The 24,002-nt window shown below is 72.9% G+C and carries 18 protein-coding genes; 11 read left to right on the forward strand and 7 right to left on the reverse strand.

All coding sequences use genetic code 11. The annotated features are described in order from the left end of the window. Complete coding sequence (locus tag BU198_RS38825; protein WP_188301458.1) at positions 1-1,296, reverse strand: molybdopterin-dependent oxidoreductase; 1,296 nt, start codon at positions 1,294-1,296, stop codon at positions 1-3. Between the two features lie 485 nt (positions 1,297-1,781). Next, a complete protein-coding gene (locus BU198_RS38830) occupies positions 1,782-2,909 on the reverse strand; it encodes a hypothetical protein (RefSeq protein ID WP_188301436.1) in 1,128 nt (375 codons plus the stop codon). A gap of 498 nt (positions 2,910-3,407) precedes the next feature. Here BU198_RS38830 and BU198_RS38835 point away from each other — a divergent pair, with 498 nt between their 5' ends. After that, positions 3,408-3,800 (forward strand): hypothetical protein, encoded by a 393-nt coding sequence (locus BU198_RS38835; protein WP_188301437.1) that lies wholly within the window; start codon positions 3,408-3,410, stop codon positions 3,798-3,800. 112 nt (positions 3,801-3,912) lie between these two features. Here BU198_RS38835 and BU198_RS38840 read toward each other — a convergent pair whose 3' ends face one another. Beyond that, the gene (locus tag BU198_RS38840) at positions 3,913-4,560 is read right to left on the reverse strand and encodes a hypothetical protein (RefSeq protein WP_188301438.1); all 648 of its coding nucleotides are present in this window, start codon (positions 4,558-4,560) and stop codon (positions 3,913-3,915) included. Between the two features lie 254 nt (positions 4,561-4,814). Next, entirely contained in the window at positions 4,815-6,002 is a 1,188-nt protein-coding gene (locus BU198_RS38845) for a cytochrome P450 (protein ID WP_188301439.1), read from the reverse strand. Between the two features lie 270 nt (positions 6,003-6,272). Here BU198_RS38845 and BU198_RS38850 point away from each other — a divergent pair, with 270 nt between their 5' ends. Beyond that, positions 6,273-6,965 carry a type 1 glutamine amidotransferase domain-containing protein gene (locus BU198_RS38850; protein WP_188301440.1) on the forward strand — a complete coding sequence of 231 codons (693 nt, stop codon included), beginning with the start codon at positions 6,273-6,275 and terminating at the stop codon, positions 6,963-6,965. Between the two features lie 18 nt (positions 6,966-6,983). On the opposite strand, the gene BU198_RS38855 is transcribed toward BU198_RS38850, so the two are convergent. Beyond that, positions 6,984-8,423, reverse strand: a complete 1,440-nt coding sequence (locus BU198_RS38855) for an alpha/beta hydrolase (RefSeq protein WP_188301441.1) — start codon at positions 8,421-8,423, stop codon at positions 6,984-6,986. 427 nt (positions 8,424-8,850) lie between these two features. Here BU198_RS38855 and BU198_RS38860 point away from each other — a divergent pair, with 427 nt between their 5' ends. The 9 genes from BU198_RS38860 to BU198_RS38900 all read left to right on the forward strand — a co-directional run bounded on the left by BU198_RS38860 (position 8,851) and on the right by BU198_RS38900 (position 22,449). Then, positions 8,851-10,689: a non-ribosomal peptide synthetase gene (locus tag BU198_RS38860; RefSeq protein WP_188301442.1), complete on the forward strand. Its 1,839-nt coding sequence runs from the start codon at positions 8,851-8,853 to the stop codon at positions 10,687-10,689. Continuing rightward, positions 10,686-13,625 carry a type I polyketide synthase gene (locus tag BU198_RS38865; RefSeq protein WP_188301443.1) on the forward strand — a complete coding sequence of 980 codons (2,940 nt, stop codon included), beginning with the start codon at positions 10,686-10,688 and terminating at the stop codon, positions 13,623-13,625. Before BU198_RS38860 ends, BU198_RS38865 begins: the two co-directional genes overlap by 4 nt. Positions 13,626-13,659: 34 nt before the next feature. After that, the gene (locus BU198_RS38870; RefSeq protein ID WP_188301444.1) at positions 13,660-13,866 is read left to right on the forward strand and encodes an MbtH family protein; all 207 of its coding nucleotides are present in this window, start codon (positions 13,660-13,662) and stop codon (positions 13,864-13,866) included. After that, positions 13,863-15,152: an MFS transporter gene (locus tag BU198_RS38875; protein ID WP_188301445.1), complete on the forward strand. Its 1,290-nt coding sequence runs from the start codon at positions 13,863-13,865 to the stop codon at positions 15,150-15,152. The genes BU198_RS38870 and BU198_RS38875 overlap by 4 nt, the downstream gene beginning before the upstream one ends. Beyond that, complete coding sequence (locus BU198_RS38880) at positions 15,145-15,939, forward strand: thioesterase II family protein (RefSeq protein WP_188301446.1); 795 nt, start codon at positions 15,145-15,147, stop codon at positions 15,937-15,939. The genes BU198_RS38875 and BU198_RS38880 overlap by 8 nt, the downstream gene beginning before the upstream one ends. Positions 15,940-15,947: 8 nt before the next feature. Next, positions 15,948-17,690 (forward strand): acyl-CoA dehydrogenase family protein, encoded by a 1,743-nt coding sequence (locus tag BU198_RS38885; protein ID WP_188301447.1) that lies wholly within the window; start codon positions 15,948-15,950, stop codon positions 17,688-17,690. Between the two features lie 76 nt (positions 17,691-17,766). Continuing rightward, positions 17,767-19,116, forward strand: a complete 1,350-nt coding sequence (locus tag BU198_RS38890; protein WP_188301448.1) for a condensation domain-containing protein — start codon at positions 17,767-17,769, stop codon at positions 19,114-19,116. Positions 19,117-19,165: 49 nt separating this feature from the next. Continuing rightward, entirely contained in the window at positions 19,166-21,028 is a 1,863-nt protein-coding gene (locus BU198_RS38895; protein WP_188301449.1) for a non-ribosomal peptide synthetase, read from the forward strand. Between the two features lie 44 nt (positions 21,029-21,072). Further along, positions 21,073-22,449: a hypothetical protein gene (locus BU198_RS38900; RefSeq protein WP_188301450.1), complete on the forward strand. Its 1,377-nt coding sequence runs from the start codon at positions 21,073-21,075 to the stop codon at positions 22,447-22,449. 11 nt (positions 22,450-22,460) lie between these two features. Here BU198_RS38900 and BU198_RS38905 read toward each other — a convergent pair whose 3' ends face one another. Beyond that, positions 22,461-22,613 carry a hypothetical protein gene (locus BU198_RS38905; RefSeq protein ID WP_188301451.1) on the reverse strand — a complete coding sequence of 51 codons (153 nt, stop codon included), beginning with the start codon at positions 22,611-22,613 and terminating at the stop codon, positions 22,461-22,463. Continuing rightward, a complete protein-coding gene (locus BU198_RS38910; RefSeq protein WP_317620502.1) occupies positions 22,606-23,796 on the reverse strand; it encodes a hypothetical protein in 1,191 nt (396 codons plus the stop codon). Before BU198_RS38910 ends, BU198_RS38905 begins: the two co-directional genes overlap by 8 nt. Between the last annotated feature and the right edge of the window lie 206 nt (positions 23,797-24,002).

Here is a 24,002-nt window from a genome sequence, read left to right on the forward strand (position 1 = left end):
TCACGTCCTGAAGGTCAGCCGGCCGACCCACTTCGTGTTGTTCACACCGGGGTTGGCGGGGACGATGATGCGGGCGGGGTAGCCGTGGTCGAGCGAGAGGCCGACTCCGTTGACGTGCAGGGCGAGCAGGGAGAGCGGGTCCCGGATCTGGTTGCCGCGCAGCACCACGGAGGTGTAGGGGCCGGGCGGTTGGACCGACTCGACGAGGACGTCCGCCGCGTCCGGGAGCCCGGCCATGGCCGCGAGGTCGGCGAGCCGTAGTCCGCTCCAGGACTGGTCCTCGGTGGACCAGCCCTCCACGCAAGCGATCGGCAGCCGCGCCGACCGCTGCGGCAGCGCCAGCAGCTGTTCCCGGGTGAACACCCGTACCGGACCGGCGCCGTGCAGTTCCAGCCGCCAGTCCGGGCCGACCATGGCCGCCGTGATGCCGACGGCGGCGGCCGTCTTGTTGACCTGGAAGCCGTTCGGCCCGTTCGCGGGCGCGCGGTTGTGCGGTGCCAGCAGCGCGGTGGACCGGAGCCGGCCGCCGATGCTCTGCCCTGCCGTGACCACCAGCAGGGCCAGCGAGCCCGCGCCCACCAGGGCGAGCGCACCGCGCCGGGCGATCGTCGGCGGGGCCGGGTCCACCGCCACGAGGCCGTCCTGGTCCGGTGGTTCGGGGCGGGTGCCGGCGACGCCGGTGCGCAGCTCCCTCCACAGCGGGCGCGACCTCAGAGCACGGACCAGCCTGCCGAGCTTGAGTGCGACGTGGATGACGAACGCGGCGATGAAGACCCACGCCCCGTAGAAGTGCAGGGTGTAGAAGGATCCGGGAAAGACGTAGTGGAGCTGGATGTTGAGGATCCCGGTCACGAACTCGAAGACCGCCCCGCCGACCAGCATCAGCAGCGACAGCCGCTCCAGCGCGTGGGCGGGGCTGCGCACGGGCGGCCACTCGAACAGCTTGGGGATCACCGACCAGAGCTTGGCCAGCAGGACCGGCACCAGGACGACGCCGAGCGTCACGTGCACGCCCTGGGTGAGCCGGTAGAGCCAGGTCGGACGAGTGGGCCAGTCGAAGAGGTAGAAACCCAGCAGGCCCTTGTCCGGTGTCTGGTCGTTGAACACGCCGAGGTCGGGGTTGTACGCGGCGTAGGACAGCGCCCCGGTCACGAACAGGACCGGGATCCCGGCCAGTAGCACCAGCCCGAACACCGAGGTCAGCCACGGCCCACGGATCGGACTGCGCCAGAACCCGGACCGGAACGGCCCCGGCGGCGCGGGCAGCCGGCCGAGCCCGCGCCTGGCCGCCGACAGTCGGGCGCCGACCGCGGCACGGGCCCGGCCGAAGGCCAGGCGCAGACGCCGCCCCGCACGGGCACCCCACCGCGGCCGAACCTCGTTCCCGGACGGCCCACCATCACGCCCAGCCGTCACCACCGACCACCTCCAGCCGCTCGGATCCCCCGGGGCCCCGGCCAAGGCCCCTGCGCCCGGCGAGGAATCGGCGGTCGCCCGTCCTCCACGGCACCACGGAGGGCCTGTCCGCCACGGCTCGCCGCACAGCCAACCACCCGCTTCGGAGCAGCCCGGGCGGAGCCACACGCACCGGCGGATTGATCACCCGAACAGGCGCGTCCCGGAGCCGGTCCCGGCCGGGAGCGGGACCGGGACCGGGACCGGGAAAGCCGACCGCAGGATCCGCTTCGCCTTCTGCCGGCCGTACGGTCACTTAGTAGGCTTACCGGCCCTCGGAGTTGAGCGTCGAAGCCCGGTGGGACCGGCCCCCGCGGGCCTCCCGCTCAGTGCAGGACGTCGAGGACGTTGTCGGCGTCGTTGACGAAGTAGACGGCGTCGCCGTCGAGGTCCAGTGAGAGGCCGAACAGCGCGCCCGCGCCGGGCGGCGTGCCCTCGTTGTTGATCGGCTTGACCGCCACCTGCCGGCCGGCCGGGGTGGTCTCGACGATGTTGCCGTCCCCGCCGTTGACCGTCAGGATGTCGCCTCGGGGCGTGAGGGCCATCCCCAGCGGGCCGTTGAGGGCACCTCCCGACGTGACGACCCGCCCGATCCCGGCGCTGTCCTGCCGGGTCAGCGCGTGCGGGATCGCGGTGATCCGGCTGAGCACCGTGTCGGCGACGAACAGCGTGCCGTCGTGTCCCAGGCCGACGCCGGTCGGGCCGACCACCAGGGCCGCCGGGTCCGTCCGCTCGGGGAAGCCCGACCCGATCTCGGTGGTGGCCACCCGCTGCGGCAGGCCGCCCTCCTCGGTGCACAGGGTGATCCGCAGGACGGTCCCCTGGTCGACCTGCGCGCCGCCGCCGGCGACCGTCCCGTTGAGGACGTTGGTCACGAACAGTTCGCTGCGCTCGCCGGAGCTGACGGCGGTCATGTCCCACGGCCCGTTGATGCCGTCCCCTGCGATGGTCTCGCGGACCGTGCCCTGCTTGTCGAGCACCAGCAGACAGCCGGCCTGGGCGGTGTCGGACGTGCCGTCGGCGGTGGGGAGGCTGCCGACCACGACCCAGCCGCCGGGCAGGACCGTCAGCGCCGTGGTGAGCCCGACCCCGCCGGGGCAGGGGCCGGGCAGGTTGTTCGGGTCGATGGTGGCGAACGTGGTCCGGGTCCCGTCCGGGGTGATCTGGACCAGCGTCGTGCCCAGGCCCTGCTCACCGGCGGGCGGGTTCGCCGCGTTGTTGAAGTTGCTGACCAGGACGTTGCCGCGGCGCAGGTCGCCGGTGCTCTCCTGGATCGTGAACACGCCGTACGGGTTGACGTCGCCGTTCTCGGGGACGGTGGAGGCGACGGTGGACACGGTGTTCAGCCGGTCCAGGAACGGCCGCTCGCCGGCCCTCGCCGGGGACGCGGCCGCGGTCGGAGCGAGGGTGAGCGCGGCGGTCACCAGCACGCTCGAACATGCCCGAAGCTTCATCTGTACTGCCTTCCGGAAGACGGGCCGGACCGGTCGTCCCGACCCGCGGACGTGGTCCGTGTGGCCCCCCGGACCGCCACGCTAGGCATCCGTCGCCCCGGTCGCCCGACGGCATCGGCCAAATGCCGGTCACCCAGGGTGGCGCGCACTGGCCACTCCCGTCGGTACACGCACGGCAGCGGCTCCCCGGATGTTCGCCCGCGTCAGGGCCCCGGCCGGCTCGGCACGGCCGCCACCGGCCTTCGCCCCGGCAGGCATTCGGCCGGATGAAGTCGATCATCCTTCTCGTCCCCGAGGGGTGACAGGATGGCCGCGCCACGCACCCACCCGGTCGGGACGTCACGCGTCCCGACATCCAGGGGACGGAGACGCCACCTGCCGGGGAAGGAGGAAGATCCGACACGGACGGACCGGCCTCGGCCCCGGTCAGCGCTCAACGCACCTCTTCGAACGCGGAAATGCCCGGACGGCAGCGTCCGGAGATCTCGGAGGAACGGAATGAATCTGCGTCGCCCGGCCGCGACACTCATGGCGGCCACTGCCCTCCTGCTCTGCGGTCCCGCCCACGCCTCGGCAGAGAGCGGGAACACGCAGCGGGAAAAGATCGTCACCTGCGTCAACGCGGAGATGGAGAAGGAGAACTCCGCGCGCAAGGGAAGGGACGGACATCTCACCGACGTCCAACTCAAGGCGCTCCAGAGGATCGTCGACGCCGAAGTCATGAACGGCCCCCTGAAGAAGGCATCGGATGACGAGCAGAAGAAGATCCTGAAGAGGATTGAGACTGCGGCCAAGAAGGACAAGGACCTGCAGGACATCCCCACGGCGACGATCGACAGGATCCTGGCGGAGCTCAAGGAGAAGGGGGCGTATTGCGAAGACCGGAAGTGAGACCTTCCAGGCCGGGAAGTGGCGCGGCGCAGTGCCGCACACCCTGCCGCACACCGGTCCCCGGCCCGCCCGGGGAGCCGGCGTACGGGCGGGCGTCGGTGCCGAAGAAGAGTCAGTGGAACACGATGGCGTGGCCGCCGGCGATGCTCGCCAGGCATGCCCGGTGGAGCTGGTACCAGGCGAAACGCTCGGTCTCGAACGGCCGGTCCATCGCGGGATCCGCAGCCGGCCCGGCCTCCCCCGTGGCGAAGGGAACGCCCCCGTCGTCGAGGTCGATGCCGATCGACGACGCCATGCCCGCGAGTTCGGCCAGCAGGCGCTGACTGGAGCCGACGATTCCGGCGCCCGCGACTTCCGCCTCGTCGGGGAGGAAGAGCGGGTCCTCGAAGTCGACCGGCACGTAGTAGCCGGCACTGTCGGAATGGCAGAGCAGATGAGAATCGAACCTCGTCATCTCGTCCCGGACCTTCTCGCAATCGAGGTCGTACTGGTGCTCGCTGACCTCCAGAGCCGACGTGACGGGTTCACCGAAGTCCGTGAGCACCAGGATGCGGCGCAGCTGGGTCAGGTACCCGTAGGGGAAGCCACCGGAGAAGGTACGGGTACCAGGCGGATCGGTGATCTCCGGCTCCTGCCAGCTGATTTCCTCCGCCTTGAGCGCCCGGCCGAGGCGGGCGAAGGCGGAGCGGTGGTATTCGAACCCCTCGGCGTCATTGCGGGCCTGGTCGTAGAGGATTCCCACCGATATCGAAAGTCCCATGGGCCTCACTGTAGGAGCGTCCTCTGACAGCACCGGACCCGCCCCCGGTAACGGCCTCCCTCTCCCCTGGCACCAGCGACGCGCAGAGGACCATGGGCGTCACCACACCCTGGCGCTGATCGCCAACGGCACCCTGAACGCCGGCGCCACCTCGCCGAACCGGGTGATCACCTCCGGTGAGGGGACGGTCTCTGGTCGGTGGCCGGCTGAGTCACCCCGTCCAGGGGTGGTTCCCGCCGTACGGGCCGCAGTGGTCACCAGGTGACGGGCAGTGCGAGCAGCCCTCCGGTCAGCTGGCTTTCGTGCCAGCGGAGTTCTTCCTCGGGTACGGCCAGGCGCAGCTCGGGGAAGCGGCGGAAGAGCAGGTCGAGGACGACCTGGAGTTCCAGCCGGGCGAGCGCGGCTCCGACGCACAGGTGGGGTCCGGCGCCGAAGGCGGTGTGCGGGGGCTGGGCGCGGTGGGTGTCGAAGCGGTCGGGTTCGGGGTAGGCGGTGGGGTCGAGGCAGGCCGGACCGTTGGCGAACAGGACCAGGTCACCTGCGTTGATCCGGCCGTGGCCGGTGTCGACGTCGACACCGGCCCAGCGCCACACCAGGCCCAGGTCCGGCTGGCTGACCCTGAGGAGTTCCTCCACCGTCGCCGCGAGCAGCCGGGGGCTGCTGAGCATCGTGCGGCGCTGGTCGGGGTGGGTGAGCAGGTGGAGCGCGCCGGTGCCGATCCGGGTGACGGTGGTGACGTGCCCGGCGAACAGCAACGCGACGGACCACAGGACGGCGAGATCCTCGGTGACGGTCCCCGCCGCCTGGGCGCGGACCAGGTCGGTGAGGGCGTCCCTGGCCGGCTCGGCGCGTTTGCGGTCCATCAGTGCGCGCATGTAGTCGTTCAGGTGGACCAGGGCCTCGCCGACACGCGCGGGTTCGGAGAGGTGGACGACGTCCGCGGTCCAACGCTGGAAGTCCTCACGGTCGGCGAGCGGCACGCCGAGCAGTTCGCAGACCACTTCGACGGGCAGCGGCTCGGCGAGCAGGGCGTGCAGGTCCGCCGGCGCGCCGGCGGCGGCCAGGTGGTCGAGCCGCCGGCCGACGAGGGCCTCGATCCGCGGTTTCAGCTCACGGACCCGGCGCACGGACAGGGAGTTGGCGGTGACGTGCCGCAGGACGCGGAACTCCGCTTCCAGTCGTTCGTGGTCGGTGCCCTGCGGCCCGTAGAACTGCCCGGTCGCGGACAGCACCGGGGCGGCGAGGGGGTCGGGGTGCACCCGGCCGAACCGGTCGTCCGACAGCATGCGGACGACGTCGTCGCGCCGGGTCACCAGCCAGGCGGGATGCCCGGCGAAGGTGCGCACCCGCGCGATCTCGCCGGACGCCTGGAGCTCCTGGAACTCCGGTGCCACGGCCATCGGGGCGGGGCGGTCGAACGGCAGTTGCTTCGTCAAGGTCACCAGCTCCGGTCTCGCGGATGCCGTCCCCTGGAACCGTACCCGGCGGAACGTCGTCCGACCCGTGGAGTGCGGGGCGCGGGCCTCGACGCGGGAGCGCCCGCACCCTGGTCGCTCCAGTCTTACCCGGCGGCCTGGCCGGTGGTCGCCGCCCCGCGCACAGCGCCAGGCCGAACGGGTGCGAACGACCTCTCCGTACGGGATCGTGGCAAGGAAGCAGCGGTTCCGCGACACGGACGCGGGCTGCGAACCTGCGCGCAGGAGTGATCAACGATGGCGAGACTGCTCTTCGTACTGACCGGATCTCCCTACTGGACGCTCAAGGACGGCACCCGGCACGCCACCGGCTACTGGGCCGAGGAGTTCACGGCCCCGTACAAGGCACTCACGGACGCCGGCCACCGGGTCGTGGTGGCCACGCCCGGCGGGGTGGTCCCCAGCGTCGACATGATGAGCCTGCGCCCCGACATGGCAGGCAGCGCGCAGATCGCCCTGGAGCTGGAGGGCATCATCCGTTCCGCGGAGGAGATCCGGCGGCCGATCCGGCTGTCCGACGCCCGCCTGGAGGACTATGACGCCGTCTACTTCCCGGGCGGCCACGGTCCGATGGAGGACCTGTCGCTCGATGCCGACGCGGGCCGCCTGCTGACCGCGGCGCTCGCCTCGGACAAACCGCTCGCAGTGGTCTGCCACGCCCCCGCCGCGATGCTGGCCACCAGGGTGCGCGGGGTTTCTCCCTTCGCCGGCTACCGGGTCACCGGCTTCACCAACGACGAGGAGGATGCCGTCGGGCTGGCGTCCAAGGCCCGCTGGCTGCTGGAGGACGAGTTGAAGGGGCTCGGGGTCAAGTTCGAGCACGGGGAGATGTGGAAGCCGTACACGGTGGTCGACCGCAATCTGTACACCGGGCAGAACCCGGCTTCTGCCGCGGCCTTGGCGCAGCGGCTGCTCAAGGTTCTGACGTAGCCGGATACGGCTGTCCGGTCAGCCGGTCTCGGCCGCGCAGGCGAGGTCCCGCGCCGGTCGCTCTCCAGTGGTCAGGAACGTGGTCACCGCGTTGTCGCCGCACGTGTTCCTGGCGAACAGGTACGACCCGTGCCCGCCGGCGTCGACGGTCACCATCCTGGCCCGGTCACCGAAGGCCCGCCGCAGCTCCTGGGCACCGGTGAGCGGCGTTCCCGGGTCGCGGAGGTTCTGTAGGAGGAGCACGTTCGACGGACCCTCGCCGGTGATGCGTACCCGCGGCTCGACCGGCTCGGACGGCCAGAACGCACACGGCGTGATGTTGGCCCCGGAGGCGCCCAGCATCGGGTACGTGACCCGGTCGGCCTCGACATCCCTCTGGTACCGCGGCACCGACTTCGGCCAGCCGGAGTCGCCGCAGAGGGTGTAGAGCCGGGCGGCGGAGGAATTGTCGGAAGCGGGCACGGCTGGTGGCAGTGGCCGGCCCTGGTCGAGCAGCCGCCAGTTCTCGGCCAGCTCCGGCAGGCCGAAGTCGCTGTAGAGGGCGCCGAAGGTGATCCCGCGGAACAGCGAACCGTCGACCGCTCCGACCGGGTCGCGGTCCAGTCGCGCGGCGAGCTCGAAGAACTTCGCCGTCACCTCCTCGGGTGTGGCGCCCAGTCCGTAGGTCGCGTTCTGCGCGGCGGCGAACTTCGCGAAGTCCGGGAAACGGTCCGCCATGCCACGACCGAACAGCCGCATGGCCGTGCGGTCGTACCCGCCCGGCCCGAGGTTGCTGTCGAGCACGATCCGGTCGGTGTGCTCCGGGAACAGCTGCGCGTACACCGCGCCGAGATAGGTGCCGTAGGAAACCCCGTGGTACGAGATCCTCCGCTCGCCGAGGGCTTCCCGGATCCGGTCCAGATCGCGAGCCGCGTTCGCGGTGGTGACGTGCGGCACCATGGACCCGGTCTCCGAGGCGGCGCACTGCTGGGCGACGGTCCTGGCGATCTCGGCCTGCTTCACCACATCGCCCGGATTCCTCGCGTACGGCAGGTTGCCCGGTGTCATCTGTTCCTCGGTGAGATCACACGTCACCGGCGTGCTGTGGCCGACGCCGCGCGGATCGATCCCGATCACGTCGTAGGCGTCCCGCACGTCCTGGGGCAGCAACTGGCCGAGTTGCCCCGCCCACCGCAGCCCCACCCCGCCCGGACCACCCGGATTGGTGAACAGCACCCCGCGCCGCTGCGCCGGATTCCGGCTCGCCAGCCGGGAGATCGCGATCTCGATCCTGCTGCCGTCCGGCTGCCGGTAGTCCAGCGGTACCCGGACCGTCGAGCACTCCAGGCCGGCCCACGCGGCGTCCTCCGGGCACGCCCCCCACTGCACCGCACTCGGTGCGGCCACCGCCGAAACCCCCGGTACCAGCGCCGCTGCCAACACGGCGACGCCGAGCACCATGGACAAGCTCCTGCGCATCCGACGTCTCCCTGGCCTCCGACGCGATCACGTCGTCACGACCAACGTAAGCGACGCCGCCGCGGCCACGCATCCTGACGCAGGACCAGGTCGAGGGCGTCGCCACCCCGATGTGCCTGGCTCCGAGAGTTCCCGGAGCTTCCGGGAAGCGTCTTGCGTGCTTGTTGATCGGATGTCTACCGGCGATTCCTACGCTCCGGTGCAAGCCCGACAGCAGCCATCCACAGCTGCCGTGACATCGAAGACCGCAATACCCCGCCCGGTTTCCCCTTCGGCTTCCTGAAGCCCCGCCCGGCCGTTGTCCGGCGGACTGCCACGCGCCCCGTATTGGAGAGGAGTTGGCCTCGTGAGGCCTGAACTGAGTCAAGAGGATGAGAACCGAGCCGCTGACGCGCCCGAATCGGCCGGTCCGCATGCCGCGGTCTGTGTGCCGCAGCTGTTCGAGGAGCGGGTACGGGCCAGCCCTGACGCTGTGGCCGTCGTCGACCGCGACGGGTGCCTGACGTACGCGGGGCTCGACGCTGCCGCCGACCGGCTGGCCGGGGTGCTGGTGGAGCGTGGTGCGGGCGCCGAGAGCGTGGTCGCGGTGGACCTGCCGCGCGGGCGTGGACTGGTGACGGCGGTGCTGGCCGTGCTGAAGTCCGGTGCCGCCTACCTGCCGCTCGACCCGGCGCTGCCGGCCGAGCGCCGCAGGTACCAGCTGGAGGCCGCCGGTGTCACCCTGCGGATCGGGCCCGGGGGCGGTGAGGGGGTCGAGGTGGTCGACCCGGCTGCCGGCGAGCCGGCCGGGCCGTCCGCGCGGAACCCGGCGGTGGCGGTCATCCCCGGCGACCTGGCCTATGTGATCTTCACTTCGGGTTCGACCGGGCGCCCCAAGCCGGTGGCCGTCACCCACGGCTCGCTGGCCAACCACGCGGTCGCCGTCGGCGCGGCCTTCGGACTGACCGCGGCCGATCGGGTGCTCCAGTTCGCCGGTCCGGGGTTCGACGTGTTCGGCGAGGAGGTGTTCCCGACCCTGCTGGCCGGCGCCCGGGTGGTGGTGGCTCCCGATGCCGTGCCGTCGCCCGCGGAGCTGGAGGAGCACCTGCGCCGTGAGCGGGTCACGGTGGCCAACTTGCCGACGCCGTACTGGGACCAGTGGGTCCGCGATCTCGACGCCGAACCGCGGGAGGTGCCCGAGGCCCTGCGGCTCCTGGTCGTGGGCAGCGACACCGGGCACACCCGTACGCTGGCCGGCTGGCGAGGGCACACCCCGGTGCCCGTGGTCAACGCCTACGGCTTGACGGAGACCACCATCACCGCCACGCTCCAGGCGTTCACCGGGGACTCGGTTCCCGAAGGGGAGACACTGCCGATCGGGCGGCCGCTGGCCGGGGCACGGGCGTACGTGCTGGACGCCGGTCTGGAGCCGGTCGCGGCGGGCACCCGGGGCGAGCTCTACCTGGGTGGGGCGGTGCTGGCCCGTGGGTACCTGGGGCTGCCGGGGCTCACCGCCGACCGTTTCGTGCCGGACCCGTTCGGCGAGGCTCCGGGCGGGCGGCTCTACCGCACCGGCGACCTCGTGGTGCTGCGCGCCGACGGTGCCCTGGCCTTCGCCGGGCGGGCCGACGACCAGCTGAAGATCCGCGGCCAGCGGGTCGAACCGGCGGAGGTCGGCGCGGCCCTGTGCACGCACCCCGCGGTGCGTCAGGCGCACGTGCGGGCGGTGGACGACGAGGCGGACGGCAAGCGGCTGGTCGCCTACGTGGTCGCTGCCGGGGTCGAGTCGTCGCAGCTGCGCGCCCACCTGGCCATGAGTCTGCCCGCCGCGATGGTCCCGGCCTCCTACGTGGTGCTCGACGAGCTGCCGCTGACCGCGAACGGCAAGATCGACCACCGGGCGCTCCCGGTGCCGACCGCCGGCGACGCCGCGTCCGGCGCACCGCGGGCAGTGGCGCTGACCGGCCTGGAGGAGCAGATAGCGGCCGTGTGGCGTGAGGTGCTGGGGGTCGGCCACGTGGGGCCGGACGACAGCTTCTTCGAGATCGGCGGTCACTCGCTGCTGCTCGTCCAGGTGCAGCGCAAGCTCAGCGGGGCGCTGGGACGCCGGGTTCCCGGCGTCGCGCTCTTCGCCCATCCGACCGTCCGCAAGCTCGCCGCCCATCTGCGCGGCGGCTCCGGGCCGGCCGACGGCGCGCTCGGCGACGAGCGGGCCGACCAGCGGCGCAGCGGGAACTCCCGGCTCCAGCAGCGCCGCGCCCGCCAGAGCGCCGGGGGTGCCCGATGACGCGGGCGGCGCAGCCGGTGGATCCGGACAGCCCCTTCCTCGCCGTCGTCGGGATGGCCGGGCGGTACCCGGGAGCGCGCGACCTCGGCGAGTTCTGGGACAACCTGGTCAAGGGCACGGAATCGGTCACCCGCTTCCCCGGCGACCCGTCCACGCCCGAGTACGTCCCCGCACTCGGAGTGCTGGAGGACGCGGACGGGTTCGACGCGGCGTTCTTCGGCTACTCGCCGCGGGAGGCGCTGATCCTCGACCCGCAGCAGCGACTGTTCCTGACCTGCGCCTGGGAGGCGCTGGAGGACGCCGGGTACGACCCCCGGTCCTGTGCCGGGCCGGTCGGCGTGTACGCGGGCAGCAGCCAGACCGGCTACCTGGACACGCTGATGGCCCACCGCGACCGGCTCGGCCCGGTCAGCGAGTGGCAGCTGCGGCTGGCGACCGGCATCGACTTCCTCACGTCGCGGGTCGCCCACCGGCTCGGTCTGACCGGGCCGGCCGTGACGGTGCAGACCGCCTGCTCCACCTCCCTGGTCGCCGTCCACCTCGCCGCGCAGGCGCTGCTGTCCGGCGAGTGCGACCTGGCCCTGGCCGGCGGGGCCAGTGTCAACGTCCCGGCGCGGCTGCCCGAGTACTCCGAGGGCGGTGTCATCTCGCCCGACGGGCGCTGCCGGGCCTTCGACGCCCGGGCCCGTGGCACCGTGGCGGGCAACGGTGTCGGCATCGTGGTCCTCAAACGGCTCGCCGACGCACTCCGGGACGGCGACCACGTCCGGGCCGTCCTGCGCGGCACCGCGGTGAACAACGACGGCCTGGACAAGGTGGGCTTCACCGCTCCGGGAGTGGCCGGCCAGGCGGAGGTCATCCGCGCGGCCCACCTGGTGGCCGAGGTCGATCCGGACAGCATCGGCTACGTCGAGACGCACGGGACCGGGACGCCGCTGGGCGACCCGATCGAACTGGCCGCACTGACCCAGGCCTTCCGGCGCGGCACCGACCGGCGCGGGTTCTGCCGGATCGGTTCGGTGAAGACCAACATCGGCCACACCGACGCGGCCGCCGGGGTGGCGGGCTTCATCAAGGCGGTGCTCGCCGTCCAGCACGGCCTGATCCCGCCGAGCCTGCACCACACCTCGCCCAACCCCGAGATCCCCTTCGCGGACGGCCCGTTCGTGGTGAACACCGAACTGCACCGGTGGCGCCCCGACGGTCCCCGACGGGCCGGAGTCAGCTCGTTCGGGATCGGAGGCACCAACGCGCACGCGATCCTGGAGGAGCCGCCCGCGCGGCCTCGCCCGCCCGCCGCGCCCGCGGGCCACCTGCTGGTGCTGTCCGCCCGGACCGCCCCCGAACTGGACCGCGCCGCCGCCAGACTCGCCGAGCACCTGCAGCGGCAGGCCGCCGGCGCCGCCGACCCCGGCCGGGAACTGGCCGACACGGCCTGGACGCTCCAGACCGGCCGCCGCGCCTTCGCGCACCGCCGGTTCGCCGTGGCCGCCGACCACACCGAGGCGGTCGAAGCACTGACCGGGGCCGGCACCTCCGGCCACCCGCCCGTGGGCGGCGGGCGGCCGGTGGCGTTCGTCTTCCCCGGGCAGGGCGGACAGCACGTCGGCATGGGCCGCGAACTGTACGAGAACGACCCGGTCTTCCGCGCCGAGGTCGACGCGTGCTGTGCGCAGCTCGAACCCACCCTCGGCCTGGACCTGCGGACGGTTCTGTACCCCGCCGGCGAGCAGCAGAGCGCGGCGGCCGAGGAGTCGCTGCGCGACATGGGCGTGGCCCAGCCGGCCGTCTTCGTGGTGGAGTACGCGCTCGCCCGGATGTGGGAGCAGCGAGGGGTACGGCCGGCGGCTGTCGCCGGGCACAGCCTCGGTGCCTTCGCCGCCGCCTGCGTGGCCGGTGTGCTCTGCCCGCCCGACGCCCTGCGGCTGGTCGCCGAGCGCGGCAGGCTGCTGCAGAGCCTGCCCGTCGGGGCGATGCTGGCCGTGCCGCTGGCCGAGCGCGACGCCACCGAACTCCTCGGCGACGGCCTGGAGCTCGCGGCCGTCAACGGACCGAACCAGTGCGTCGTGTCCGGGCCGCGGGGGACGGTCGACGCGGTGTTCGCACGGCTGACGGAGGCCGGTGTCGACGCGCGCCGGCTGCACATCGCCACCGCCGGACACAGCGCGCTGGTGGAGCCGATCCTCGACCGGTTCGCCTCCCTGGTCGCCGGACTCGACCTCAAGGCGCCTTCGATCCCCTGGGTCGGGGACACCACCGGGGAGTGGGTCCGCATGGACCGCGCTCCGGACGTCGGGTTCTGGACCGCCCACATGCGCCGGGCGGTGCGCTTCGGCGACACCCTCACCACCCTGTTCGCCGAGCCCGGCCGGATCCTGCTCGAAGTCGGCCCCGGCCTGACCCTGACCACACTGGCCCGCCGGCACCCGGCCCGCACCGGGGCCCACCTGGCGCTGCCCAGCCTGCCGCACCCCGCCGGCGAGCAGTCCGCCCTGCGGACCACGCTGGCCGCCGCCGGACAGCTGTGGGCGGCCGGCGTCGAACTCGACTGGCCGCGGCTGCACGAAGGCCACCGGCCGGGCCGGACTCCGCTGCCGACCTACCCGTTCAGCCCGCGGCCGTACTCACCGCTCCCCGCCGACGACCCCGCACCGACCGTCACCGCCGACCCCGCGCAGACCGTCACCGCCGACCCCGCACAGGACGGCGACACCGGGACACGACTCGCCCTGATCTTCGGTCAACTGCTCGGACTGGAGCACGTGGCGGCGCAGGACGACTTCTTCGAACTGGGCGGCGACTCCCTGATCGCCGTCCAACTCGCCTCTGCCGTCCGCGCGGCCTTCGACGTCCGCATCACCGTCAAGCAGGTCTTCACCGCCCCCTCCCCGCGCCGACTGGCCCGGGTGGTCGACGCCGCCCGGCAACCGGCCTGAACCGTCACCCGACACACCGACCCAAGGGACAGCCATGTTCGAGGACAACGACGACCGGACCTACCAGGTGGTCCGCAACACCGAGGAGCAGTACTCCATCTGGCCGGCCGGCCGAGCGCTGCCCGCCGGGTGGGAGCGAACGGGCGGATCGGGCGGCAAAGCGCACTGCCTCACCCTGATCGACGGCCTGTGGCGTGACCTCCGGCCGAGGAGCGTACGTGAACGGGCGGCCACCCGATGACACAGGCGGCCGCCCCGCCGGGACTGCTGCGCCACCAGGGCTTCCGACGGCTGTGGGCCGCCCAGACGGTCAGCGTGCTCGGCGCCCAGATCTCCGAACTCGCGCTGCCCCTCGCGGCCGTGACGGTCCTGGAAGCCACCCCGTTCCAGGTGGGACTGCTCGCCGCCGTGCAGTACCTGCCGTTCCTGCTGGTCGGCCTGCCGGCCGGGGCGTGGGTGGACCGGATGCGCCGGCGGCCCGTCATGATCGCGGCGGACCTGGTCCGCTGCGCGGTCCTGCTGACCGTGCCGGCGGCCGCGCTCTCCGGGGTACTGAACCTGTGGCTGCTGTATCCGGTCGCCTTCGCGGTCGGGGTCATGACGGTCTTCTTCGACCTGGCGGCCCAGTCCTTCCTGCCGACCCTGGTCGGCGAGGAGCAGCTCGTCGAGGCCAACACCAAACTCCAGCTGTCCCAGACCTCCGGCCAGCTGGCCGGCCCCAGCGTCGGCGGATTCCTGGTCCAGCTGCTGACCGCGCCACTCGCCGTGCTCGCCGACGCGCTCAGCTACGCCGGGTCGGCGGTCCTGCTCCTGCTGGTCCGGGTGGAGGAGCGGCCGGTCCGCGACGCGGTCCGGCCCGGACTGGTGGCGGAGGTCAGGGAGGGCCTCGGGTACGTGTTCCGGCACCGGCTGCTGCGCCCGATCGCGCTGAGTGCGGGGATCACCAACCTCTTCGGCCTGTTCGGCATGGTCCAGGCGATCCTGGTGCTCTACGCGGTCCGTGACCTGCGGCTCTCACCGGCCGGGTTGGGCACCACGCTCGCGATCGCCAACGCGGGCGTGCTGCTCGGTTCGCTCGCCAACGGCCGGGTGGTGCGGCGCCTCGGCGTCGGGCCGGCGCTCACCTGGTCCATCTTCGCGCTGGGCGGCACCATCCTGCTGCTGCCGCTGGCCACCCCCGGCACCGCGATGCCCGTCCTGGCGGTCGCGATGGCCCTGGCCGGGCTGTGCGCCTCCGTCTTCAACATCAACCAGATCAGCTTGCGGCTGTCCGTCACCCCCGCCCCGATGCGCGGGCGCATGACGGCGACGCTGCGGTTCGTGGTCTGGGGCGTCATCCCCGTCGGGACCTTCCTCGGAGGCGCGCTGGTCGGCCCGCTCGGACTGCGCGGCGTCCTCTGGCTCGCCGGTGCGGGCAGCGTCCTCGCCGGGCTGCCGCTGCTGTTCTCCGCCGTGCACCCGCTGCGGGCCATGCCCGACGCCGCACCGACCACCCGACCGACGAACCAGGAGACCCTTCATGCCTGACGTTCCTGGGCACCCCGCCCCACGCTGGCTGGTCAACCGCCGCAAGCGCCCCGACGCCGCGGTTCGGCTGTACTGCTTCGCCCACAGCGGCGGCTCGGCCGCCGAGTACGTCCGCTGGGGCGACGACGTGCCGGGCATCGAGGTGTGGGGCGTGCAACTGCCCGGCCGCGGCTCGCGGCTCGACGAACCGCGGTACACCCGGACCGGCCCGCTGGTTCACGATCTGGTGGAACAGGCCGCGTTCCGCGCACCGTTCGCCTTCTTCGGGCACAGCCTCGGCGCCCTGCTGGCCTACGAGACCGCGCGCGCCCTGCGCGCGCACGGCCTGCACGGCCCCGAACGCCTGCTGCTGTCCGCCTGCCCGGCCCCGCACCGGCCCCGCGGACTGCCGCCGATCCACCACCTCGGCGACCGGGAGCTGTTCACCGCCATCCAGGGTCAGTACGGCTCGCTCCCCGACGAGGTGGCCGAGGACCCGGACCTGCTCGCGATCATGATGGCCTCGCACCGCTGCGACTTCGACATGGTCGACAGCTACCGCCACACCCCCGGCGAGCCCCTCGACCTGCCGCTGCACGTCTTCGGCGGCACCGAGGACCGGCTCCCCGCCGAGGAACTCGCCCGCTGGCAGGGCCACAGCCGCGGACCGTTCGCCCTGAACCTGCTGCCAGGCGGCCACTTCTACCTCCGCGAGCACCGCGCCGCCCTGCTCGCACTGGTCCGGGCCGCACTCACCGACCGCCGGCACTCCGGGTCGCCCGTCGACTCGCTCTCCCACGACCTGTGAAGGCAGACATGACTCACGACACCAGCACCCCGGCCGGCTTCCTCGCCGAGCTCCACCTGGGGCACGTGCGCTGGGACCTGATCAGTCCCTTCCCCACCCCGTCCGACGAGGACCGCGCCCGCGGTGACGCCGCCGTCGCCGAGCTGATGCGCTTCCTCCAGGAGACCGTCGACCCGACCGAGGTGGACCGCACCGCGAGGCTGCCCGACGGCTTCCACGAAGCCTGCGCCGCCCGCGGCTACTTCAAGCTCCAGGACCCGCTCGAACGCGGCGGTCTGGGCCTGTCCGCCCACAACGCCTTCCGGATGATCCAGGCCGCCGCCAGCTGGTCGGTGACCGCCTGCTACGCCATGTCCGTCCACCTCGGACTGGGCGCCGGCGCCTACCTGCCGATCCTGGCCGACGGCGAGCTGAAGTCCGAACTCGAACGGCTGCTCGCCGCGGGCGCGATCTCCGGCGACGCCGACACCGAGCCCGCCGGTGCGATCAACCGGACCCGGGCCACCACCGCGGTGCCGACCGAGGACGGCACCGGATACCGGATCAGCGGCGAGAAGGTGTTCATCCAGAACGGCCCGATCGCGGGCCTGCTGCGAGTCTCGGCCACCGTGCACGACGAGGACCGGGAGGACATCCGGCTGTTCTTCGTCGACACCGCCGACCCCGGCTTCACGGTCAGGTCCTGGCACGAGTACCTGGGTCTCAAGGGCCTGCCCAACGCGGCCCTCACCTTCGACCGGGTCTTCGTCCCGCACAGCCGGGTCTTCACCCTCGACGGCCTGACCGCCGAGGACGAGTGGCGGCTGGCCCCCGAACTGCACACCATCAGCGTCCGGGGCCGGATGTACCCCATCTCGGCGCCCGCCCTGGCGATCGGGCGGCTCTGCCTGCACTGGTCCCGGGAGTTCGTCCGGCGGCGCTCGGTCGGCGGGCTCGGGCTGGAGCGGTACGACGAGATCCAGCGCATCATCGCCGCCAACCTCGCCGAGACCTTCGCCATGGAGAGCGTGGTGGAGTGGTGCCTGCTGGCCGAGGAACGCCACCCGGGGATCGACCTGGACCCGGAGCAGACGGTGGCCAAGAACATCAACTCGATGACCAGCTGGCGCATCGTCGACCGCACCCTGTCCCTGCTGGCCGCCGAGGGCTTCGAGACGGCGACGAGCAAGGCCCGGCGCGGCGCCCAGCCCTTGCCGGTGGAGCGGTTCTTCCGCGACGCGCGTGCCCTGCGGGTGGCCGGCGGGGTGGACTTCCTCGTGGACCACTGGGCGGCCAGGCACCTGCTCTCGCGCCACTACCCGAAGCCGCAGGCCATCGCCGAGGCCGCGACCGACCTCACCGCGGCGGACGACTGCCTGTCCCCGCGCAACCGGGACCACCTGCGCTTCGTCGCCGAACAGGCCGTGCGGTTCGCGCGCCTCAGCCGCGACCTGGTGGACCGGCACCCCGACCCCGAGGAGCTGTTCGCCGAGGAACGCGTGCTGATCCTGCTCAACCAGCTCTCCGCCGAGCTGTTCAGCATGTCCGCGGTGCTGGCCAATGCCGCCCGGCTGCACCGCGAGGGCACCGGACCGGCCCAGGACCTCGCCGACGTGTTCTGCACCGAAGCACGCCACCGCATGGCGGACGCCCGGCGGCGCCTGGCCGACACCGACGGACCCGACCACGCCGGCGCCTGCGCCCAGTGGCTCCACGGCGACGGCCTGGAGTTCCTGCTCCGCGACACCGTCACCGCCACCCCACCCGCCTGAGCAGGTGGTATCCGAGGCCGCCCCGGCCACCAGCCCCGCACACCGAACGACCACCGACCCGGAAAGGGCCGCAGCGATGTTCAACCTCTCCCGTTCCCAGGAGATCGTCTGGCTGCACGAGGAACTCTTCCCCGAGAGCCGCGCCTACAACTTCACCGCCTCCCTCGACCTGCGCGGCCCGCTGGACGAGCCGGCCCTGCGGCAGAGCCTGGCGACCGTACTCGCCCGCCACGAGGCGTTCCGCCTCGAACTCGATCCCGAGGACTTCCCGCCGAAGCAGCGGGTGAACGCCGCCTGCGCACCGCGCTACCGCACCGTGGACCTGACCGGTGGCGAGGACCACGAGGCGGCCTTCGAGGGCCTGTGGCGCGAGCAGCACGACGAGCCCTTCGACACCGCCGAGGCGCCCATGGTGCGGTGGACCCTGGTCAGGCTGGCCGAGGAGCACCACCGGCTGCTGCACACCGAGCACCACCTGGTGCACGACGGCTGGTCCTTCGGCCTGGTCCTGCGCGACCTGTTCACCACCTACCGCGCGCTGGCCCAGGGCATCCCGGCCGACCTGCCCGACCCCCGCTCCTACCTTGAGCACGTCCGCCGGTCGGTGGCCGCCGAGGAGCGGCCTGGCCACCGGGACGGAGCCGTGGCGTACTGGCGGGGCGCCCTCGACGGCGCGGCCTTCGACCTGCCGCTGCCCGGCCTGGACCCGGGACGGGTCCGCGACGTCCCGCACGGCGACCAACTGCGCCAACTGCTGGAGCCCGGGCCGGCCGAGCGCCTGCGGACAGCCGCCCACCGCCACGGACACACCCCGTTCTCGGTCCTGCTCACCCTCTTCGCGGAGCTGCTGCGCCGCGAGAGCGGCCGGTCCGACCTGGTGATCGGCAGCGCGGTGGGCAACCGCCCGCCCGGCTTCCAGGAGTGCGTCGGGATGTTCGTCAACACCATCCCGCTGCGCATCCGCCTGGAGCCCGACGACAGTGCGCTGGACGCGGTCGACGAGGTCACCGAGGTCCTGATCCGCTCGCTGCCGCACCAGGGCGTCCCGGTCCAGGACCTGGCCCGGGAACTCGGAGAACACTCCGGCACCGGCCTGGACAACCCACTGTTCCACGTCATGTTCAGCGCGCACGACGCGCCGGTCCCGCACGTCGAGGGGCTCGACCTGGAGGTGTCCGTCCACGAGGCGTTCAACACCGGTACCTCCCGCTTCGCCCTCGACGTGGTGCTGATCCCCGACTCCCGCCGGACCGTCAACGCCCGCTCGGGCCCCGGCGGCATGCTGCTGATCTGGGACTTCGCCACCGACGTGTACGACCGCGCCCGGATCGCCGGACTGCAGCGGCAGTTCACCGCGCTGCTGGAGGCCTACCTCGCCGACACCGCGACCGGCCTGGCGGCACTCACCGCAGCAGCCGACGGCTGACCCCATCGCCCCGAACCACGAACCACGGACCACGAACCGAGGAGCCCGGATGACCTCCCACGAACCGACCGCCCATCAGCTGCCCGGCATCGCCTGGGGAGGTGAGCCCGCGCCCGCCCCCGCACCGGGGGCGGGACCACTCGAGTGGTTCGACAGCTGGCTGGCCAAGCAGCCCGACGCCCCGGCCGTCGTGGACGGCACCACCACCTGGAGCTACCGCGAGCTCGACCAGGCCGCCGCCCGGATCGTGCGGGCCCTCGGCGGCCGGGTCACCCGCGGCGAGCTGGTGGGAGTCTGCCTGGAACGCTCCGCGCCGCTGGTGGCCGCGGCGGTCGCGCTGGCCAGGATCGGCGCGGTCTACCTCTCCCTCGGCGCGCGGCCGGGGGCCGCGCGGGTGGAGTCGATCACCGGGGACGCCGGCATCAACTGCCTGCTCACCGACGGCACGACGCCGCCGCCACCCGGCTGGACCGTCGCGCCGGACGACGCGGTGGACGGGCTCACGGTGGCTCGTCGCGGCGGACGGGCCAAGGGTGCGCCCAGCGATGCCTTCTGCGCCGTCACCACCTCGGGCAGCACCGGCAAGCCCAAGATCGCACTGCTGCCGCAGGACGCGATCGCCAACCTGGTCCGCTGGACCTGCGACCGGCTGGAGATCGGCCCCGAGTCCCGGGTGGGCCTCTTCGTCGGCACCACCTTCGACGCGCACCTCAAGGAGCTGTGGGAGGCGTTGTCGTCGGGCGCCACCCTGCACGTCGCGCCCGAGGACGCCCGCGGCTCGATGGCCGAACTGTTCCAGTGGTGGCGGGAGTCGGGCCTCACCCACTGCCTGCTGCCGACCCCGCTCGCCGAACTCGCCTTCACCCAGCCGTGGCCCACCGGCCTGGCCCTGCGCCACCTCCTGGTGGGCGGCGACCGGATGCGGGTGCGGCCGCCCGAGCAGTGCGCGGCGGTCGTGCACAACGTGTACGGTCCCGCCGAGGCCTGCGTCCTCACCACCACCCACCGCGTGCGTCCCCGGAGCGACGACCCGGCCGCCGTCGTGCCGATCGGACAGCCGCTGACCGGCTACACCGTCCTCATCACCGACGAGGACGGCCGGATCCTGCCCCGAGGACGTGCCGGAGAGGTCCGGATCGGCGGTGCGGGCCTGGCGCTCGGCTACGTGGACCCGCAGCGGACCGCCGAACGCTTCGTGCCGGCCCCCGCGGGCCAACCGTACGTGGACCGCGTCTACCGGACCGGCGACAAGGCGGTGATGCGCGCCGACGGAACGCTGGAATTCCTCGGCCGGATGGACGACCAGGTGAAGATCAGCGGCGCGCGGATCGAACCGGCCGAGGTCGAGGCCGCCCTGGAGACCCACGACTCGGTCCGGCACGCCGTCGTGGTCCCGTACCAGGGCACCGGCGGCGGTCTGCGGCTGGCCGCCTTCCTCCTGCTCGCCGAAGGGGCGCGGGCCGACGAGGACGCCGTGCTGGCCGCCGCCCGCGCCCGGGTGCTGAAGCAGGCGGTGCCCGCCGTGGTCCGCTTCGTCGACGCCTTCCCGCTGAACGCCAACGGCAAGGTCGACCGCGCACTGCTCACCCGGCAGGCCGCCCCCGCGGCGTCCACCGCACCCGGGGCGTCCACCGCACCCGGGGCGGCGCCGACCCGGCAGACCCCGCGGGCCGAGGACACCGAAGCGTTCCTGCTCGCGGCCTGCCGCCGGCTGCTCGACCAGCCCGACCTCACGGTCACCGACAACTTCGCCGAATCCGGGGGGACTTCGCTGGCCGTCGCGCGCTTGCTCGCACTGATCGAAAGCACCTACCCGATCCGGGTCAAGGCCGCGGAGGTCATGCGCCAGCCCGACCTGGCAGCCCTGGCCGCCCTGGTCGCCACCCGCCTCGCGGCGTCGGCGCGCGGCTGAACACTCCCGCCACGACCGCCCACGCGCCCCCTGAGAGGACTTCCATGGACCGCCCCACCCTGACCGAGCGGTATCTGGCCGAACTGCGCGAAAGCACGCCCACCGCAGCCGAACTGCTCGGTCGTGCACCGCAGGACACCCTGCTGACCACCTACTACCGGAACCGCTTCCTGCCCCGTCCGCTCTTCCTCGGCCACGAAGAGCACGAGCAGCTGATGGAGGACCTGGAAACGCTCCGCACCGCGCTGTTCAGCCTGCCCGACCGGCTCTTCGACGGCGACCTCGGCGCGTTCGCCCGGGCCGTCGGCATGACCGACACCCAGATCGAGGTGATCCTGCGCAGCCAGGGCGCCGCCGCGACCCGCATGGCCCGTACGGACCTGTGCGTCGACGACAGCGGATTCAAGGTCGTCGAAGTCAACGTGACCAGCTCACTCGGCGGCATGGACAACGGCGTGATGGCCCAGGCCCTGCTGGAACACCCGCTCCTCGCCGACTTCGCCGCCCGGCACGGCCTCGGCTTCGCCGACACCGCCAGGGAACTGCTGCACACCATGTACGCCGCCACCGGGTTCGACCCGGAGGCCCGGCCGGTCATCGCGGTCGCCGACTGGCCGAGCAGCTACCTGAGCGGCTGGGGCGCCTTCCTGAAGGAGTTCTGCGCCCATCTCCAGGTCCTGGGCGCCGACGCGCACCCCTGCCACATCGGCCAGCTCGACTACCGCGACGGCCGGGTCTGGCTCGGCGACCGGGCCGTGGACGTCATCCACCGGATCTTCCTCGCCGAGGACCTGCTCGAATCCCCCGAAGCCCCGGCGCTGATGGACCGGGTCGTCCGCGCCGCCGCGGCCGGCCAGGTGAAGCTGTTCGTCCCGCTGGACGCGGAGCTCTACGCCAGCAAGGCCACCCTCGCGATGCTCTCGGACGAGAACAACCGGCACCTGTTCAGCGCCGGGGAGCTGGCGGCGTTCGACCGCATCCTGCCCTGGACCCGGACCGTCCGGCCCGGCACGGTGACGCTGGAGAGCGGACGGACGGTGGACCTGCTCGACTACGCCCGGGCCAACCGGCACGACCTCGTCCTCAAGCCGACGGTCCTGCACGGCGGCAGCGGTGTGGTCCTCGGCGAGGACGTGACCGAGGCGAGCTGGGCCGCGCACCTCGACGCCGCCGCGCTCGACAGGCCCTCCATACTGCAACGCCGGATCCGCCCGGTCACCGAACTGTTCCCGGACGAAGACGGCACGTTGCAGCCATGGCTGACGGTCTGGGGCGTATTCACCATGGCACGCGGCTTCGCCGGCATCATGGCCCGCGGCACCCGCCTGGAAGCCAACGTCGGCGTGGTCAACGTCGCCACCGGAGCACACGGCGGCACCGGACTGTACGAGCTGCCACCCCGTGAGCACACCGGCGGGTAACCGTTTCCGGTTCAGCGGCGCTCGGGGTCCTCGAAGTCGAAGCGGCAGCCGGCGCCCCACGCGGAGCGCCGGCTGCCGCACCCCGGGATGCCGCCGGCGTCCTTGAGCATGTCTGCGGCAGTGGCACCGGCCGCCGCCGCACCGGCCCACCCGGCCTCACTCACCGGCCCCCCGCCTGCCACCCACCCGTCCGGACGCGGCGAGCAGCGCCACGACGACGAGCACCGCGAGGAGCACCAGGACGAGCAGCAGTACGGTCAGCACGGTCGGGTGGTTCCACAGGGCGAACACCAGGGCCAGGACCAGCACCGCCGCGAGGACGAACCAGCGGCGGTGGGCCTCGGTCCAGGTGCCGGCCCGTCCGGTGCGCACCCCGTGCGCGTCGCCCCAGCGCGCGGCGGAGTCGGCGACGCCGTCCGCCCGCCCGCGGACGGCGCGGGGGAACCGTCCCGTGCCGGAGAGGTAGGCGCCGAGCGCCACGAGCACGCCCAGGACGATCGCGGTGCGCAGGCTGACCCGCAGGAAGCGGAGCAGCGTGTCGAAGATCGCCGCAGCCGCGGCCGGAGACTGCACGGCCGACGACAGATGGTCGAGGTAGTAGTGCCGGGCGATCACCAGGGCGATGGCCACCAGCAGGCAGGCGCCGGCCGCACCGAGGGCGGTGGTCACCAGGGCCCGGCGCTTGCGCCGCGCCAGCAGGACGCCGATCGCGCCGAGCAGCACGGTGAGGACGGGGACCCAGTTGCCGACCACGTCGAGCGCGTGCGCGGCACCGCGGATCTCGGCCAGCTCGTCGGACTGGAAGAGCACCATCTGCTTGTTCACGTCCGGGATCCTCGCGGCCGGGGACACCCCCGCCGCCACCAGCTCGTCCCTCAGCCGGTCGACGGCCGTCCCGATGTCGAGGGTGACCGTGCCGTCGGTGACGCCGACCGCACCCCGGCCGTGACCGGTGAGGGCGTGAACCACGGCCGCGTGGGCGAAACGGTTGGCCTGCGTCCACACCGTCGCGAACGCGTCGCTGCGCACGACCTCCGTCGCGGCCTTGGTGACCACCTGACCGACGGCGTCGTCCAGTTTCGGCCCGAGTGCCTTGACCGCGGAGGCGGCCCTGGGCGGCAGACCCTGCGACTGAAGCCAGGCGGCCAGGTCGGACGCGACCGCCGGGCCGTCCACCTTCACGTCCACCGCCTGGGTGAGCCGGTTGACCGCGGCGTCCTGAACGGCGGGGTCGGTCGCCAGCGGAGCGACCGTGGCGACGTACCGGTCGGTGTCCAGCGCGATGTCGTGCACCCAGACGGTGAGCAGCGACACCGGCACGAGGATGCAGGTCAGTGTGATCAGCACGGCCGAGGCTGTGCTCGCGATGATCCGCCCGGCCCTGGCGGGGCGCCTGGTCCCTGAGGGCGAGCCGCCGTTCCCCGCCTCGCCCGTCCCCCGCGCGGACGGAGGACCCGGTGGCTCGGTCATCGGATCTCCCAGCTCTCCGCGCGGCCGTGGCACCGCTGACCACCATTGCCCCGTAGAGCCCGGCCACCGGCACCCCGGGGTGG

The sequence above is a fragment of the Streptomyces sp. CBMA156 genome, assembly GCF_014596515.1.
Lineage (GTDB): Bacteria > Actinomycetota > Actinomycetes > Streptomycetales > Streptomycetaceae > Kitasatospora.

What these genes read in the sequence shown, in the direction of transcription:
- BU198_RS38900 (WP_188301450.1), top strand. Translation starts at nt 21,073, where the DNA reads ATGGACCGCCCCACCCTGACCGAGCGGTATCTGGCCGAACTGCGCGAA.
- BU198_RS38880 (WP_188301446.1), top strand. Translation starts at nt 15,145, where the DNA reads ATGCCTGACGTTCCTGGGCACCCCGCCCCACGCTGGCTGGTCAACCGC.
- BU198_RS38890 (WP_188301448.1), top strand. Translation starts at nt 17,767, where the DNA reads ATGTTCAACCTCTCCCGTTCCCAGGAGATCGTCTGGCTGCACGAGGAA.
- BU198_RS38840 (WP_188301438.1), bottom strand. Translation starts at nt 4,560, where the DNA reads ATGGGACTTTCGATATCGGTGGGAATCCTCTACGACCAGGCCCGCAAT.
- BU198_RS38830 (WP_188301436.1), bottom strand. Translation starts at nt 2,909, where the DNA reads ATGAAGCTTCGGGCATGTTCGAGCGTGCTGGTGACCGCCGCGCTCACC.
- BU198_RS38855 (WP_188301441.1), bottom strand. Translation starts at nt 8,423, where the DNA reads ATGCGCAGGAGCTTGTCCATGGTGCTCGGCGTCGCCGTGTTGGCAGCG.
- BU198_RS38865 (WP_188301443.1), top strand. Translation starts at nt 10,686, where the DNA reads ATGACGCGGGCGGCGCAGCCGGTGGATCCGGACAGCCCCTTCCTCGCC.
- BU198_RS38850 (WP_188301440.1), top strand. Translation starts at nt 6,273, where the DNA reads ATGGCGAGACTGCTCTTCGTACTGACCGGATCTCCCTACTGGACGCTC.
- BU198_RS38870 (WP_188301444.1), top strand. Translation starts at nt 13,660, where the DNA reads ATGTTCGAGGACAACGACGACCGGACCTACCAGGTGGTCCGCAACACC.
- BU198_RS38875 (WP_188301445.1), top strand. Translation starts at nt 13,863, where the DNA reads ATGACACAGGCGGCCGCCCCGCCGGGACTGCTGCGCCACCAGGGCTTC.
- BU198_RS38885 (WP_188301447.1), top strand. Translation starts at nt 15,948, where the DNA reads ATGACTCACGACACCAGCACCCCGGCCGGCTTCCTCGCCGAGCTCCAC.
- BU198_RS38835 (WP_188301437.1), top strand. Translation starts at nt 3,408, where the DNA reads ATGAATCTGCGTCGCCCGGCCGCGACACTCATGGCGGCCACTGCCCTC.
- BU198_RS38895 (WP_188301449.1), top strand. Translation starts at nt 19,166, where the DNA reads ATGACCTCCCACGAACCGACCGCCCATCAGCTGCCCGGCATCGCCTGG.